This is a genomic window from Olivibacter domesticus, from assembly GCF_900109575.1.
GTDB lineage: Bacteria > Bacteroidota > Bacteroidia > Sphingobacteriales > Sphingobacteriaceae > Olivibacter > Olivibacter domesticus.
The window spans coordinates 245,944-261,718 of record NZ_FOAF01000004.1 but is presented as its reverse complement, the minus strand read 5'-3'; the positions used below and the strand labels follow the sequence as shown (position 1 = coordinate 261,718).

Genomic DNA, 15,775 nt, shown 5'->3' with positions numbered 1-15,775 from the left:
CTTTTTCAATTTTCCTATTAACTTTATACATGTCCGCAGCTTTATTCGATCAAAAACAGCGTAACAATATTACGCTGCTGATTATTATTGTACTTGGTGCTTTTATACTTTACTCATTAAGGGGTATTTTCGGTGCACTTTTAGCTACGCTGGTAATGTATACGATATTTAGGCCATTGAATATTTTTTTGATCGAACGTTTGAAATGGCGTAAATCACTGGTGGCTATTTTGATCATAGTATCTTCCTTTTTCATTATCATATTCCCATTTTATGGATTAATAAATATGATTGCTAGGAGGGTTATTGAAATGACCAGAAATCCAGAGAAAATTAAGCGGGTTATTGATAGCATTAATGAGTTTCTGGGAGACAAGTTACAACAACCAGATTTGATAGCTGACAATCTGCAGAAAGGTATTTCGTATGCTGGTAATTTGCTCACATCGATTTTGGGAGGAGCAGCAAATTTATTGCTGGACTTAACAGTAATGTACTTTCTGTTGTATTTTTTATTTGTGAGCTATCGCGAATTTGAGAAGGGCTTGCTAAAGTATGCTCCTTTTAGAGATGAGAATGCTGTAAGATTTGGAATCGAACTTCGGAATATTACCTATTCGAACATATTAGGACAAGGTTTGATTGCCCTAATACAAGGAACGGCTGTATCATTTGGTTACTGGATTTTTGATTTTGCTGATCCCCTATTCTGGGGAGTTATATGTGTAATTCTTTCCTTTATACCGGTAGTGGGTGCACCCATGGTGTTTATTCCGGCATGTATCATTAAATTAGTAGGCGGCGATACGTTTAATGCTGTTGGAATGCTCTTGTGGGGATTGCTGTTCGTCTCTAATATAGATAATGTGCTTCGCTTGGTGATTGCAAAAAGGGTGGGGAATATACATCCTATTATTACTATAATTGGTGTTATCATAGGAATCCCCGTATTTGGAATTATGGGACTGGTTTTCGGTCCTTTACTTTTATCTTATTTTTTGATAACCGTGAAAATATATGAAACAAATAAGCTGGCAGAGGTTCGATATAGAAAAAAAATAGCCGAAGAATAGCTTGTTGGCAAACAGTTTGCTATATAATATTGTATTTATAAGAGGTCACAATCAGTTGCCTTTGTTTTAACATTAATTAGTAACATAAAATTTAATTTTTAACATCATGAAGGATAATGGAAAAGTAGTAGCTGCTTTATTGGCAGGTTTGGCCGCAGGTGCAGCATTGGGAATTTTATTTGCTCCGGAAAAGGGATCTGATACAAGAGATAAATTAAGCGACTCTTTAAAGGACCTGGGAGATGCTATTAAAGAACGCACTGCTGAACAGGTTGAACAGTTTAATGATCTGAAGGAGCGCTTGGTTTCTACAGTGAAGTCAAAAGTAAACAAAGGAGAGGCTGAAGTAGAAGAAGCACTCGAAGAACACGCCTGAATATAAATTCAATATCCATTATAGAAGGATAATTCAACATCCATTATAGATGCTAAGACGCGGTTGAATGCATCTATAATGGAAATACACGGTCTATGGAAGATAATAAATTTTCAATTAAGAATGTAATCCAAAAGCTAAAAGAATATGTAGAAAATCATGCGGATTTAGCTTATCTAAAATTCGTAGGACGCATCTCCAAGATCCTTCCTGGAATGACTGTTAGTATTATCAGTCTTCTCTTCGCTTTTTTCGTTGTATTCTATCTGAGCATGGCTTTAGCTTTTTTTATAGGAGAATTGCTCAATAGTTATGCATTGGGTTTTGCTCTTACTGGAGCGCTCTTTATTTTGTTAATAATACTGGTAGCGATTTTTAGGAACACAATAAAGACAATGATCGCAAATATGTGTGTTCGTATTTTTATGCGCTTACGTAATGATGATGATGACGATGAAGAAGAAAATTACTAATCTGAATGAACTTAAGGAAGAAATTGCTAGACTCAAAAATCTGAAAGTTGAGCAGGAAGCCTATTTAGGGAATCAATATGGTCTTTTGAAAGAGAAGATTAATAAGCCGATGCATTTTTTTCAAAATATCTTTTCTTTTCTTCCGACAAGCAATATTCTCAGCAAATTCGGTGTTAAAGGAGGCGATGGTTTTCATGAAGACTGGCTTACAAAAAGTTTGCGGGTAGGACTGCCTTTTTTGATTAACCGTATCTTCTTTCGAAAAGCTGGATACTTGAAACGAATTATCATGGGCCTCCTTTCCAGTCAAGCAGCTGGTTTTTTGAATAAAGATCGATTGGCAAGTGTCATAGATAATATAACCTCTTGGATAAAGAAGAAACCTGCACATAATAATACTGCTAGAAGGAGGGCCGGCAATATGGATAACTATGATTTTGGAATTCCACCGGATAGTGAAACCTACTAACCTGAGTTCGATTATTATTTATTACGAAAAAACAGAAAGTCCGTTGTTTAATCTAAACAACGGACTTTCTGTTTATAATAGGGGATAACGATGATTACATCATACCACCCATGCCACCACCCATTGGAGGAGCTCCAGCACCACCTTTATCTTCTTCCGGCTCGTCTGCTAATATACATTCAGTAGTTAACAACATAGCTGCGATTGAAGCTGCATTTTCTAATGCAACACGAGATACTTTAGTTGGATCAATTACACCAGCACTGATAAGGTTCTCAAATCTGTCAAAACGTGCATTATAGCCGTAATCTCCAGATCCTTCTTTCACTTTTTGTACAATAATAGAACCTTCAACACCTGCATTGTTACAGATAGTACGTAATGGTTCTTCAATTGCGCGTTTGATAATGTTGATACCAGTAGTCTCATCTTCATGATCACCTTTTAGGTTTTCAAGGGATTCAATTGCACGAATAAATGCTACGCCACCACCAGCAACGATACCTTCTTCAACTGCTGCACGAGTCGCGTGTAAAGCATCGTCTACACGGTCTTTCTTCTCTTTCATTTCTACTTCAGTAGCAGCACCCACATAAAGAACGGCAACACCGCCAGCTAATTTAGCTAAACGTTCTTGCAATTTTTCGCGATCGTAGTCAGATGTAGTAGATTCAATCTGAGCTTTAATTTGACTTACTCGAGCTTTAATCTCTTCCGTTTGCCCAGAACCGTTAATGATGGTTGTGTTATCTTTATCTACAACTACTTTTTCAGCTTGACCTAAGTAAGAAAGCTCAGCGTTTTCTAATTTGTATCCTCTTTCTTCAGAAATTACAGTTCCGCCTGTTAAAACAGCAATATCTTCTAACATTGCTTTACGACGATCGCCAAAGCCAGGAGCTTTAACTGCTGCTACTTTCAAAGACCCGCGAATTTTATTTACCACTAAGGTTGCTAAAGCTTCTCCATCTAAATCTTCAGCAATAATTAATAATGGTTTGCCTGTTTGAACTTGTTTTTCCAAAATTGGAAGCAACTCTTTCATATTGCTGATTTTTTTATCATAAATCAATATGTAAGGGTTTTCTAATTCAGCTTCCATCTTCTCTGTATTAGTAGCAAAATAAGGAGAAAGATAACCGCGATCAAACTGCATACCTTCTACAGTTCTTACTTCTGTTTCTGTTCCTTTTGCTTCTTCAACAGTAATGACACCATCTTTACCAACTTTTTCCATTGCTTCAGCAATCAATTCACCGATTATCTCATCATTATTAGCAGAGATCGTAGCAACTTGTTTGATTTTGTTGTTGTCTTCACCAACTGTTTGCGATTGCTTTTGTAAGCTCTGAACAATTGCCGTTACAGCTTTGTCAATACCGCGTTTTAAATCCATAGGGTTTGCACCGGCTGCAACATTTTTAATACCAGCTGTTACAATAGCTTGTGCTAGAACGGTAGCAGTTGTAGTTCCATCTCCAGCTTGATCGGCAGTTTTGGAAGCCACTTCTTTTACCATTTGAGCGCCCATATTTTCCAATGGATCTTTTAAATCAATCTCCTTAGCAACAGTAACACCGTCTTTGGTAATAGCGGGGGAACCGAATTTTTTCTCAATAATTACATTGCGACCTTTAGGACCTAAGGTTACCTTAACAGCATTGGCTAGAATGTCAACACCTCTTTTTAAAGCATCACGGGCTTCAACATTATATTTAACTTGTTTCGACATAATTTTTAAATTTTAAAATTGCGTACAATTGTTGTTATACGTTATTTTAAGAATGAATTTCTTTTTAATCTATTCAATAATATCTATCTATTTAGAGGATAGCATAGATGTCAGATTCGCGCATAATTAAATACTCTTTCCCTTCATAGGTTATTTCTGTTCCGGCATATTTACCATATAGAACTTCATCACCTACCTTAACGGTTACAGGCTCGTCTTTCTTGCCTTCACCAACTGCAACAACAGTTCCTCGTTGTGGTTTTTCTTTAGCGGTATCAGGGATATAGATACCTGATGCGGTTTTCTCTTCAGCAGCAGCAGCTTCTACTACCACTCTGTCTCCAATCGGTTTGATACTTAATGCCATAATTTTTAATAAATATTATTACTGTTTTATACTAGATTAACGTTTCGGGAATTAACGGTTCATGAATTATGCCAAACCTTTAGAGATGAAAATTCTTGTCATTTTTTCATTTACTTGGTGAAAAAAAACCAAATACTTTTTCAGTGTGTCAGCTTAGCTGAATATTTGTCAGCATATAAAAACGCAAAAGGGCTCCAAAAACTTGGAACCCTCTTGCGTTTTATAGCGGTTATTTTACTTAGTCGTATCAGTAGTTGCAGGCTTTTCTCCCTGTGGTGCTACTGGTTTGGTTGCAGAACCAGGAAGTGGCGATACAGGAGCCGCGGTAGGCGTAATTTGCTGTTTTAAACCACTACCACTGCCTGAGCTCATGCCTGGGTTGGTAATGTTTATTAATAGTGAGAATACCATGATCGCTATTACTAAAATCCAGGTGCCTTTTTCAAGGATATCTCCTGTACGTTGTACACCCATAAGATTATTGGTTCCGGCGAAACCTGACGCTAATCCCCCACCTTTAGGATTTTGAATCAAAACGATGAATACCAACAGCACACAAGCTAAAATGGTAAGTATTATAAATAATGTATACATTTCTTTATTGTTATTAATTAATTTTATTCTCTAAGTCTTTTATACGGTCGGCAAAATAAACACTTTTTTCGGGATATTTCAAACTTAATTTCATGTAAGTGTCAATAGCCTTATGAAAAAGGCCCTGTTCAGCATAAATTTGTGCTAATGTTTCCGATACAAATGTTGACTGATCTTCGGCACTTTGACGCGCTTTATTTTCCAGTGTTATTTTATTTGCTTGCGGCGGCTTTATTTGAGGCTCTTCCTTTATAAAGCGTTCAATAATATCGTCTGTTTGATGAGAAACTTTAAAAGCAACGGTCTTACTTCCGTCTTTAACACTTAGCTTGTCCTCAGGAGATTGCAAGTGAAATATATTTTCACGGATCTGCTGATCTAATACAATGTCATTGACAGTTTCGGTAAGATACTTTAGTGAAGGCTTCGTCTTTGGAGCATAGGGTTGATAGGTGTCAGCATGTTCCAACCTGGTTTTGTGAAGCCACCAAACAAAAGTATAAGGCATTAAGTCATCGTCATATTTAGACACATCTTCCCGGGTATTTGCACTCTCCGCCTTATTGGAATCGATCGTAATCAGAGCTGTCATCTCCTCTTCATTTGTCATATAATGCAGCTCGTCGTCCTCAATGTCTGTCACCAAGGCCTCAGGCGCAATCGTTTCTTCTATGCGGTTACTTAAAAGCTGATCTAGTTTGGCAACGGCCTCTTCTTGTTGAAATTTCGGATCATTAATACTCGGGGAATAGATATAGCTATATAGCTGCGCCGAACTTTTAGCATATAAAGAAGCTTTATTAAAAACGGATGTACTGTCTTCTATAGGTATATAGGCAGATCTCTTTGCTTCTAGTAGCTGGAAAACATGGCTATAAGGATGTTTTTCAAGCAATAGTGTTAATTCTTCAGTATTTGCTTGAACCGGATCTTCCAAAATACCATTAAATTTATGCAGCAGTAGCGTTTGATGTTCCACAATAAATACTTTTTATGATAAACTTACCAGTTTGCAAATGCTCTATTAAAGATGTCTTCTGTTAACATCCTGTTTATATCCTGGATCAACTGTTGTTCTACTGTTTGAACCACTCCTGTAAAATCCTGATACCGGGTGAACGTTTGCTCAAAACTATTGTCAGGTTCTATGGCGTCAACATATTTTACGCTAACTGTAATAGACAATCTATTTGCCTGCGCGCGATCATTTGCTCCACCAACTGCGGCAGGAGCAATGCTATAGCCAGTAATACGCCCCTCAAATATAGCATCTGCATCACCATCTGTTTGGCTTAGTCGCGATTGATTGCGAATACGTTCTCTTAACGATTCTGTAAACTGCTGACTTAAATTGGGGACAACAATTGGCGCCGAATTCTCGAAAAATTGAACATTAAATGTCTTCATATTTTCTGGTATGAGAGAGCCATTTAATGTATATACACCACAAGACTGTTGCAAAAAAAGCAACGGTAATAGTAGCAACGTAGTTTTCAGGTATTTAAACATGTTTTTTCCCTTTATAGCTCCCACGCGTAAACGCATACTTGACAGGTGCTAACTTAAATTTAGATCTTTTATCTTTCTATATAATGTACGCTCAGAAATTCCAAGTTCTTGTGCTGCCAATTTTCGCTTTCCTTTGTATTTCTTCAAGGCACGTTTAATTAAATCCGACTCCTTCTCAACCAATGATAAGGATTCTTCTACTTCTTCTGCGTGTGGCGCAATTTCATAGTTCTCTTTTTCTGCTGTTGATTGATGAATGGTGAGCGGTGAAAAATTTTCGTTGGAAGCGCTCGTTGCTGGTTGTACTTCCCTATAAAGTTGATTCAAATAAGGGGAGCTATCAGAAATGGCATTAGAATCAATGCCGTTTTTTAATAACTCAACAACCAATTTTTTGAGCTCTACCATATCCTTCTTCATATCAAAGAGCACTTTATAAAGTAAATCTCTTTCAGAAAAATCCTCATTGTTCTTATTCGGCAAGCGCATAGGCAAGGTATTCGTTCGTTCTACGGGAAGATAGGTTTGCAAGATTTGACCTGTTATATTTCGTTCTCTTTCCAATACCGCTATTTGTTCCGCAATGTTTTTCAGCTGACGAACATTTCCGGGCCAACTATAATTGCTTAGCGCTTGCTGGGCATCTTCCGTTAGTTGTATACTCGGACTTCTGTATTTATCCGTGAAATCTGCAACAAATTTTCTGAAAAGTAAATGTATATCTTCTCTACGATCGCGCAGAGGGGGAATTCGTAAGGGAACCGTATTTAATCTGTAATATAGGTCCTCACGAAACTTTCCATCTTTAACAGCATCATAAACGTCCACATTTGTGGCAGCAATCACACGGACATTCGTTTTTTGAACTTTTGAGGAACCTACTCTTAAATACTCACCCGATTCCAGCACGCGTAACAGCCTCGCTTGGGTATTTAAAGGTAGCTCTGCCACCTCATCTAAAAAGATAGTACCTCCATCAACTACTTCAAAATATCCTTTACGTGCTTCATGAGCCCCCGTGAAGGAGCCTTTTTCATGGCCAAAAAGCTCTGAATCAATTGTTCCTTCAGGAATTGCACCACAGTTGACCGCTATAAATGGCCCATGCTTTCTGCTGCTTAGTTGGTGGATTATATGAGAAAATACTTCCTTACCACTCCCACTTTCTCCTGTGATTAAAATAGAAATATCTGTAGGAGCAACTTGTCGAGCTACATCTATTGCCCTATTTAGCAATGGTGAATTGCCGATTATCCCAAATCTATTTTTTATATCTTGGATGTCCATTTATTAGTCTTGCGTGTTTTATTACTTATAAAGCTGCTTCTTAATTCTTCTGTTTAATCAATAATTTTTCCGATTAAAGTTGCAGAAGTGCAATCTAGTCCCATTACAGTAACGTAGTCGCCTACTTTAAATCTCGGATCAACTGGAAAAACTACCATGGCATTTTGGTCATTACGACCGCAATAGTCTTTATCCGATCGTTTAGAAAACCCTTCGATAAGCACTTTATGTGTTTTTCCTACTTGCTCTTTTAATCTATAATGACTGTGTTCCCGTTGTTTTGTTACGACTTCCGTTAATCTGCGTTTTTTTATTTCCTCCGGAATATCATCTTCGTAGCGCTTGGCAGCAAGTGTACCGGGGCGCTCTGAATACGCAAACATGTACGCATAATCATATTTAACGTAATCCATAATGGATAAAGTATCTTGATGTTCCTCTTCTGTTTCGCTACAAAAACCTGTAATGACATCTGTAGAAATTCCGCAAGTAGGAATGATACTGCGAATAGCATCTATACGGTTAATATACCAATCTCTATTATATGTTCGGTTCATTAATTCTAACACTCTGCTATTGCCAGATTGCACAGGAAGGTGAATATAATTACAGATGTTCTCATGCTTAGCCATGCTATGAAGCACTTCATCTGTGATATCTTTAGGGTGGGACGTCGAAAATCTTATTCGTAACAGCGGATCCACTGCTGCTACCATCTCCAATAATTTGGCAAAAGTAATGACAGTTTCGTCCTGGTTATTTTCGGTTTCGCTTAAAGACCATTTGTATGAATCTACGTTCTGTCCCAACAAGGTAACTTCCCGATATCCGTCATTAAACAGTTCTTGCGCCTCTTTAACGATAGAATAAGGATCTCTACTTCTTTCGCGGCCTCTAGTAAAAGGAACAACACAGAAAGAGCACATATTATCGCAGCCACGCATAATCGAAATAAAAGCGGTAATGCCATTGGTGTTTAACCGTACAGGACTGATATCGGCATAGGTCTCTTCACGTGAAAGCAAGACATTCACCGCGCGGGTACCATCATCAACTTTCTCTATAAGATTAGGAAGATCGCGGTAGGCATCCGGGCCAACTACAACATCTACTAATTTTTCCTCTTCTAAAAATTTAGACTTTAAACGTTCTGCCATACAACCAAGTACCCCTACTATCATTCCTGGTTTTTTTGATTTGGCCGATTCAAATTCCTTTAAACGGTTGCGAACACGCTGTTCTGCATTTTCGCGAATAGAACATGTATTAATAAATACCACATCTGCTTCCTTATAGTCTGAAGTGGTTTCAAATCCTTTGTCTAATAAAATTGAAGCAACTATTTCACTGTCAGCAAAATTCATCTGGCAACCATAACTTTCTATGTAAAGTTTACGTCCGCTCAATTTCTCTTTATCTCCCTCCAATATTAATGCTTCTCCTTGGCGAGATTCATCGTGCTCTTTTAAACTTATCTGTGTATCTAGCATACCTCTTAATTTAAGGTTACAAAAGTACAAAAAATATTTGTTTTTAATGACAGTTTGTCAGTTTGCATTAGAATGATTGAACTGGAAAGATTTGGTATCAAGGTCAGAACAATATGATATCTTATTTGTTTCTTGTAAAGAATATAATTAAATTAGATATGAAGATAATTTTACTATGATAAAATTTTATCGTCGGCTGAATACCTCAAAAAAGGTGTTTTTTTGGTTTGTCAGTGTAGTGCTTTTTTTTATAATTTCTCTGGGAATAGCTGGTTATATCCTGCAAAACAGGATGCCTAGTTTGCTCAAGGCTACCGTAAAAGAAAAAAGTGATGGTGTGTATAAATTGACCTTTGATTCAATGAAGGTGAGTTTGCTTAATGGGCAAATGAAACTATCTAATGTGAAGCTTATTCCTGATACAACGATTCATAATCAAGCGCAGCAGATAAAAAAGGCCACCCGCCTCTTTCAGATATGGGTCGAGGTCATTGATATTAGCGGTCTTAATGTATTGAAGCTCTTTCTACACAAGGAGCTAAAAATCAAATCAATCAATATTTTAAAACCGGAAATTACTGTTTTGCAAATGAAAGGCATGGTAAAAGAGAAAAAGAGCATGAAATTAATAGACCAATTGCCAACGATCTTTCAAAAAAGTAATATTAATAAGCTGCATATAGCCGGTTTATCTTATCGCTCCGTTTGGGGAAAAGATCGCCTGAAAGATAATCGCGGCAGGTTAAGTGGATTAAATCTCGAGCTTACCGATATTGATTTAGATACATCCATTAATGATACTTCACGTTGTTTTTTTGCAAGGAATATTCGGGTATATGGTAAAAATATAGCTTATAAAACGAAAGATGGATTGTATTCGTTTAGTGTGAGCAATTTTGAACTCTCGACTAAAAAAAAGGAAGTAGAAATAGACACTTTTAAAATTATTCCCGCTTATACCGAAGAAGAGTTTTCAGCGAAATTGCCTTCCAAGCAAGATAGATATGATATGATTTATCCCAAAATAATGATAAAGAATATAGATTTTAAATATTTGGAAATGCATGATAGATTGCCGGTACAAAGCATGGAACTTGACCAAGCTACTGTACGTGTTTTTGCAGATAAAGGTATGAGGGAGAAAAAAACAATGGCTGTAAATAATTTCCCAGCGTTTGCTTTTCGGCGACTGCAATTACCCTTAACGATTGATACTGTAAGAATCAATAACACCGATGTTTATTATAAGGAGCTAAACCCTAAATCAAAACAGGCCGGAACTGTTGTCTTTGCAAACCTTACGGGGACCTTATTTAATGTGAGTAATGATGTCGTTCAACTGAAAAAAAATAATTGGATTAAGGGCTCTTTCGAAACCTATTTTCTTGGAAAACCAAAGTTGTCTCTTCACCTAAATATTGATATGACAAGTAAAGTGGGACGGTTTAATTTTAACGGATCTTTAGCAGGCGCACCTGCACATTTTTATAACCAATTATTGGTTCCAATAGCGTTAGCGAAAGCCGAGGACGGCTATATTCATGGGGTGAGATTTAATGTGCATGCAGATAGATATCACGCAAAGGTAAATACCGAGTTGCTATATAATGATTTAAAAATAGCCATATTGGAGGCCAGCAGCGGGAAGATACAGAAAAAAGGCTTTTTATCTCTTTTTGTAAATTGGATCGGGATTAAAAGTGATAACCCGTCCAAGAAAGAAGATAAGCCAAGAATTGCTAATCTTATTTATGAGCATCCGCAAGAAAAAACTTTTTTTAATTTAATGTGGAAATCTATTTATACAGGGTTTAAATTTAATTTAGGACTTCCAAATAGTTAGAGATTTTCAAATCTTTAATGGTGTGGGGTATGCAATGTTTAATATTTTTTTAAAGTCATTCTATGAGACCTTTTTGGAAATGGATTATTGGTGTTTTCGTAACGCTCCTTTTAGTGCTCTTTGCGGGATTTTGGTATCTAAGCAATCACTGGCGGTCTTTGCTAAATGAAAAAGTGCATGCACTTATATTAAGCTCGAGCGACAGCCTTTATCGTGTTGAATACGACGATTTGGATTTTAATCTAGTTACCGGTAATGCCCATTTGCATAATTTCAAATTAATACCTGATACCGCTGTTTATAAACTTTTAAAAGCCCAGCGTAAGGCTCCGGACAATCTGTATGACATTTCAGTAGCGCAACTTGATATCAATAATTTTCATCCTAAAAGAATTTATACAATGCGTAAATTAAATATTGATGAGATAATAATAAAGAATCCGGATATTAAGGTTATTAATGAAACGCAGATCTATAACGATACTATTCAACCAAAAGATAAACGAACGCTATATCAAAAAATATCAAAAATTTTAAATGAATTGACAATTGATAACATAGCTTTTGAAAATGTTAATGTAATCTATACCAATCGCAATGAAGCCAAAGAAAAAATAACAAAGTTAAAGAACGTAAATATTAATGTGGATGATTTACGGGTCGATTCGGCCTCGCAGGTGGATAGTATGCGTTTTTATAATGCGCGTTCGGTGGACTTTAAGATGGATGATTACCGTATAGCTACGGGAGATAGCTTATATTATATAGATTTAAAGGGTATTCATTTTAAATCGGCTAGTCGAAGTGTGGTAGTAAACGGACTAAAGATGATGCCGCGGCATAATAAAGTCGATTTTTACAAACAAACAAAGCATGCAAAGGAAAGGTATGAATTGGAGTTTGATACGATAAGTATTAACCGTATAGATCTTTTTAAATTGCTTAAACAACAGAAGTTATATGCCAATAATGTTACGCTGGGGCATTCGAGGGTAGAGATCTATAATAATACGGCTTACCCAAGCAAAAGAAAGACAGAAAAAATTGCTAAGTATCCTCATCAACAATTAAGAAAATTAGCTTTGCCGCTAAAAATAGACACTTTACTGCTAAAGGATGTGCTGATAAGTTATGTTGAACATAATGGCAAAACAGCACAAACAGGAAAAGTTACTTTTAATAACACGAAAGGTGTTTTTCATAATGTTACTAATGACTCTGTAGCGCTTGCTAAGAACAGGTTCTTAACCGCGAATATACATTCAAGGTTTATGGATAACGGAAATTTACATATCCACTTCTCTTTTGATATGTTAGACAGGTTAGGGGGATTTACTTACAAAGGGGCATTAACAAATATGAATGCACGCTCGCTGAATCCGCTAACGAAACCCTTGGCAATGATAGAAGTAAGTTCAGGACACTTTAGAAAGTTAAGTTTTGACGTAAAGGCCGACACATATAAGGCAAGGGGTAACGTTTATTTTTACTATAATAATTTAGCAGTACAGGTGATTTTAAAGGATAAAGACGGAAGTAAAGCTAAAAATGATATTGTTTCGGTACTGACAAATAAATTTATTATAAACGACAGTAACCCTGATGCGAATGAAAAGTTCCACCCGGGCCCTGTTTATTATAAGAGGCCACTAACATCTTCCTTTTTTAATTTCTTATGGAAGAGCTTATTTGAAGGGGTAAAAGCAAGTGTAGGGGTAACAAAAGAACGCGAAGCTAAACTGATGAACACTGCTGAGGAGGCAGATAAAACCGCGGGTAAATTGAAGAAGTTTTTTAAAGGAATTTTTAAGAAAAAAGAACAAAAGGACGAAAAGTAATATCATTTAGGCATTGCGAATACAGTTCACAATGCCTAAATTTAGCTATTCTACAATAAAGTTCCATCCAAAAGGATCTTCAATTTTACCATAACGTAAGTCATTAAGATAATTCACTACCCTATTGGAGAAGGTTCTAGTTTCTGGATCACTTAATTTGTAAACTTTTCCTTCAAATCCTATTTCGCTGATTGGGGTAAGTGTGGCGGCAGTACCGGCGGCAAAAGCTTCGCTCACCTGTCCCGTTTCAATGCCGTCAATTAGTTCTTTCACACTAACGTCTCGTGTTTCGGTTTTTATGCCCCAACTGTTAGCAATATCCATAATGCTATGACGAGTAACACCTTGTAAAACAGTGTCTGATCCAGGAGTAACCAATGTGTCGCCAAGCATGAATACGAGATTTGCTGTACCGGCTTCTTCTACATATTTATGTTCCTTGGCATCGGTCCAGATTAATTGATCGAAACCTTCGTCTTGGGCCAGCTTTGTAGGATATAACGCTAAGGCATAATTCCCTGCGTTTTTAGAAAAGCCAACACCGCCGGCAGCAGCGCGCGTATAGAAAGTCTCTACTTTAACACGAAGCGGCTTATTATAGTAAGCGCCTACAGGCCCGGTAATAATTACGAATTTATAAGATTTAGAAGGGTGTACTCCTAATGCCGCCTCTGTGGCAAACATGTAGGGCCTGATATATAGGGAAGCGCCTGCGGTATTAGGTACAAAATTCCGATCAATATCAATGAGTTTTTTTAAGCCGTCAATAAAAATTTCTTTTGGGACGGCCGGCATTTCCAAGCGTAAAGCCGACTTGTTAAAGCGTTCAAAATTTTTGTCTGGTCTGAAGATACTTACACGGTCATCTTCAAATTTATATGCTTTAATTCCCTCAAAAATTGCTTGCCCATAATGCAAGGCAGATGTAGCCGGACTTAAACTTATGTTGCCATAAGGAACAATTTTGACTTCTTTCCATTCACCATCATCATAATCTGCTACCAACATATGATCAGATAAAATCTGTCCAAATTTAAGATTGTTAAAATCAACCTTTTCCAACTGTGAGTTTTGTGTTAACTCTACTTCAATATTATACGGATGTCCCACTGTAAAATTTTTATATACTTTGTAGAAGTGCAAGTTAGGAAAAATTAGAAAACAAGGCAAATACTTGGCGACTGTTTAAAGTTGATTAGACACAGCTTAAAAACAAATAAGCAACATTAGCTGCTACTAAGTAAGTTTCAACTCCTTTCATAATCGATGCTAACGGTGTTTTCGTTAATAATTGTTAACTATTTAGCTTAAGAAATTTTAAATGTTACATTTGTAGAAGACTGCATGAATTCGTGGAGTAGACATAATTAATTGAGCGATTTTTATAAAATGCTCGGCGGTTTTAAGAATACTTTCAAATGAACCCGATATGATTAAAATAATTGTTAAATACACAGGGTAATGATTATTTATTCACAGATTTTAAGGTGGCTTTTGTGTTCATGAGCCCTTCGGGGTTTAATCATCAAAGGCTCCATCTGACCAAGTAAGAACAAAAAATAAACAGATGAAAAGAATAATTTTAGGAACATTATTAGCATTACCTGCGATTGTGAATGCGCAACAGGATTATGTTATCAAAGGAAAAGTTGGAAATTTAAATGCGCCTGCAAAAGCGTATATATCTTATAGACTTAATGGTGCAAATCAACTCGATTCGGCTGCTATTGTTAATGGAGCATTTACGTTTAAAGGTTCGGTGCAAGATCCGGCTAATGCGGTACTCGTAATGGCACACAAAGGTGAACCGGTCATGCAATTAGAGGCACCGGATTTATTGCCTATATACTTGGAAAAGGGCGAGATTACAGTTACGTCAGATGATTCGCTTGCTAAGGCCTCTTTGGGGGGTACTTCCCTCAATAAAGATCAGGCAGTATTAAATAAAGAGATGAGCGCTATTAAAGGGGATGAAGCAGCGGTAATGGCTATGTACTATGGAGCGTCGGATGAAACAAGGGCTACAGAAGCATTTCAGAAAGAATTTGAACAGCATTATGAGGCATTACAAACAAAGCAGCAGGATATATTGGAGCGTTTTATTACAGAGCATTCGAATTCATTGGTTAGTATGTACACCTTGCGTTCTGGCATAGATCCGAATAGAGATTTTGAAAAGGCGCAAAAATTGTATAGCGGTCTTTCGAAAGATGTGCAAACTAGTAAAATTGGTGCAGAGTACGGAGAGCTGCTTTCTGTAGCAAAAGGTACCAGCATAGGCGTTGCTGCACCGGAATTTACCATGAACGATACTACGGGTAAACCAGTGGCATTATCGTCTTTTAAAGGAAAATATGTATTGATCGATTTTTGGGCAAGTTGGTGTGGGCCATGTAGGCAGGAAAACCCAAATGTTGTGGCCGCTTACAATAAATTCAAAGATAAAAACTTCACTATTTTAGGGGTTTCATTAGATAGACCTAATGCAAAAGATGCTTGGTTAAAGGCTATTAATGATGATAAATTGGCTTGGACGCAGGTTTCAGATTTACAGTTCTGGAATAATGCCGCGGCTAAATTATACGGTGTACGTGGTATCCCGGCAAACTTTTTAATAGATCCGCAAGGTAAAATTATTGCAAAAAATCTTCGCGGTGAAGAATTGCATAGTAAGTTACAAGAATTATTATAAAAATTAGAGCCGATTAGCTTTAGCTAATCGGC

General features: G+C 36.9%; 15 protein-coding genes. 7 read left to right on the top strand and 8 right to left on the bottom strand.

What is annotated here, in order from left to right:
- Window positions 1-29 precede the first annotated feature (29 nt).
- From BMY50_RS17425 to BMY50_RS17410, 4 genes are all read left to right on the top strand, one after another.
- Window positions 30-1,073 (top strand): AI-2E family transporter, encoded by a 1,044-nt coding sequence (locus tag BMY50_RS17425; protein ID WP_093326802.1) that lies wholly within the window; start codon window positions 30-32, stop codon window positions 1,071-1,073.
- Between the two features lie 106 nt (window positions 1,074-1,179).
- Window positions 1,180-1,449, top strand: coding sequence for a YtxH domain-containing protein (locus tag BMY50_RS17420; RefSeq protein WP_093326800.1), 270 nt, complete (start codon window positions 1,180-1,182; stop codon window positions 1,447-1,449).
- A 95-nt stretch (window positions 1,450-1,544) separates the two neighbouring features.
- Window positions 1,545-1,922, top strand: coding sequence for a phage holin family protein (locus BMY50_RS17415; protein ID WP_093326797.1), 378 nt, complete (start codon window positions 1,545-1,547; stop codon window positions 1,920-1,922).
- Window positions 1,903-2,391, top strand: a complete 489-nt coding sequence (locus BMY50_RS17410; protein ID WP_093326795.1) for a hypothetical protein — start codon at window positions 1,903-1,905, stop codon at window positions 2,389-2,391. The genes BMY50_RS17415 and BMY50_RS17410 overlap by 20 nt, the downstream gene beginning before the upstream one ends.
- Window positions 2,392-2,485: 94 nt before the next feature.
- On the opposite strand, the gene groL is transcribed toward BMY50_RS17410, so the two are convergent.
- From groL to miaB, 7 genes are all read right to left on the bottom strand, one after another.
- On the bottom strand, window positions 2,486-4,123 hold the full coding sequence (gene groL / locus BMY50_RS17405) for a chaperonin GroEL (RefSeq protein ID WP_093326793.1): 1,638 nt from the start codon (window positions 4,121-4,123) through the stop codon (window positions 2,486-2,488).
- Window positions 4,124-4,214: 91 nt separating this feature from the next.
- The gene (locus BMY50_RS17400; protein WP_093326791.1) at window positions 4,215-4,490 is read right to left on the bottom strand and encodes a co-chaperone GroES; all 276 of its coding nucleotides are present in this window, start codon (window positions 4,488-4,490) and stop codon (window positions 4,215-4,217) included.
- A 234-nt stretch (window positions 4,491-4,724) separates the two neighbouring features.
- Window positions 4,725-5,084 carry a preprotein translocase subunit SecG gene (secG, locus tag BMY50_RS17395; RefSeq protein ID WP_093326789.1) on the bottom strand — a complete coding sequence of 120 codons (360 nt, stop codon included), beginning with the start codon at window positions 5,082-5,084 and terminating at the stop codon, window positions 4,725-4,727.
- A gap of 13 nt (window positions 5,085-5,097) precedes the next feature.
- Window positions 5,098-6,063, bottom strand: a complete 966-nt coding sequence (locus tag BMY50_RS17390; RefSeq protein WP_093326787.1) for a hypothetical protein — start codon at window positions 6,061-6,063, stop codon at window positions 5,098-5,100.
- Between the two features lie 23 nt (window positions 6,064-6,086).
- Window positions 6,087-6,491, bottom strand: coding sequence for an LptE family protein (locus BMY50_RS17385; protein ID WP_317040852.1), 405 nt, complete (start codon window positions 6,489-6,491; stop codon window positions 6,087-6,089).
- 150 nt (window positions 6,492-6,641) lie between these two features.
- Entirely contained in the window at window positions 6,642-7,880 is a 1,239-nt protein-coding gene (locus tag BMY50_RS17380) for a sigma-54 interaction domain-containing protein (RefSeq protein ID WP_093326785.1), read from the bottom strand.
- Window positions 7,881-7,933: 53 nt separating this feature from the next.
- Entirely contained in the window at window positions 7,934-9,370 is a 1,437-nt protein-coding gene (gene miaB, locus BMY50_RS17375; protein ID WP_093326782.1) for a tRNA (N6-isopentenyl adenosine(37)-C2)-methylthiotransferase MiaB, read from the bottom strand.
- Window positions 9,371-9,545: 175 nt separating this feature from the next.
- Between miaB and BMY50_RS17370 the strand changes: the two genes are divergently transcribed.
- Both BMY50_RS17370 and BMY50_RS17365 read left to right on the top strand, forming a co-directional pair.
- Window positions 9,546-11,213: a hypothetical protein gene (locus BMY50_RS17370; protein WP_093326779.1), complete on the top strand. Its 1,668-nt coding sequence runs from the start codon at window positions 9,546-9,548 to the stop codon at window positions 11,211-11,213.
- 62 nt (window positions 11,214-11,275) lie between these two features.
- Window positions 11,276-13,051: a hypothetical protein gene (locus BMY50_RS17365; protein WP_093326776.1), complete on the top strand. Its 1,776-nt coding sequence runs from the start codon at window positions 11,276-11,278 to the stop codon at window positions 13,049-13,051.
- A 45-nt stretch (window positions 13,052-13,096) separates the two neighbouring features.
- Here BMY50_RS17365 and BMY50_RS17360 read toward each other — a convergent pair whose 3' ends face one another.
- Entirely contained in the window at window positions 13,097-14,161 is a 1,065-nt protein-coding gene (locus BMY50_RS17360; protein WP_093327093.1) for a branched-chain amino acid aminotransferase, read from the bottom strand.
- A gap of 457 nt (window positions 14,162-14,618) precedes the next feature.
- Between BMY50_RS17360 and BMY50_RS17355 the strand changes: the two genes are divergently transcribed.
- The gene (locus tag BMY50_RS17355) at window positions 14,619-15,743 is read left to right on the top strand and encodes a TlpA disulfide reductase family protein (protein ID WP_093326775.1); all 1,125 of its coding nucleotides are present in this window, start codon (window positions 14,619-14,621) and stop codon (window positions 15,741-15,743) included.
- Window positions 15,744-15,775 lie beyond the last annotated feature (32 nt).

Excerpts from the sequence above, each read along its gene's own strand:
- BMY50_RS17410 (WP_093326795.1), top strand. The coding sequence starts at position 1,903 with ATGAAGAAGAAAATTACTAATCTGAATGAACTTAAGGAAGAAATTGCT.
- BMY50_RS17425 (WP_093326802.1), top strand. The coding sequence starts at position 30 with ATGTCCGCAGCTTTATTCGATCAAAAACAGCGTAACAATATTACGCTG.
- groL (WP_093326793.1), bottom strand. The coding sequence starts at position 4,123 with ATGTCGAAACAAGTTAAATATAATGTTGAAGCCCGTGATGCTTTAAAA.
- BMY50_RS17365 (WP_093326776.1), top strand. The coding sequence starts at position 11,276 with ATGAGACCTTTTTGGAAATGGATTATTGGTGTTTTCGTAACGCTCCTT.
- BMY50_RS17355 (WP_093326775.1), top strand. The coding sequence starts at position 14,619 with ATGAAAAGAATAATTTTAGGAACATTATTAGCATTACCTGCGATTGTG.
- miaB (WP_093326782.1), bottom strand. The coding sequence starts at position 9,370 with ATGCTAGATACACAGATAAGTTTAAAAGAGCACGATGAATCTCGCCAA.
- BMY50_RS17415 (WP_093326797.1), top strand. The coding sequence starts at position 1,545 with ATGGAAGATAATAAATTTTCAATTAAGAATGTAATCCAAAAGCTAAAA.
- BMY50_RS17420 (WP_093326800.1), top strand. The coding sequence starts at position 1,180 with ATGAAGGATAATGGAAAAGTAGTAGCTGCTTTATTGGCAGGTTTGGCC.
- BMY50_RS17385 (WP_317040852.1), bottom strand. The coding sequence starts at position 6,491 with ATGAAGACATTTAATGTTCAATTTTTCGAGAATTCGGCGCCAATTGTT.
- BMY50_RS17380 (WP_093326785.1), bottom strand. The coding sequence starts at position 7,880 with ATGGACATCCAAGATATAAAAAATAGATTTGGGATAATCGGCAATTCA.
- BMY50_RS17400 (WP_093326791.1), bottom strand. The coding sequence starts at position 4,490 with ATGGCATTAAGTATCAAACCGATTGGAGACAGAGTGGTAGTAGAAGCT.
- BMY50_RS17370 (WP_093326779.1), top strand. The coding sequence starts at position 9,546 with ATGATAAAATTTTATCGTCGGCTGAATACCTCAAAAAAGGTGTTTTTT.
- secG (WP_093326789.1), bottom strand. The coding sequence starts at position 5,084 with ATGTATACATTATTTATAATACTTACCATTTTAGCTTGTGTGCTGTTG.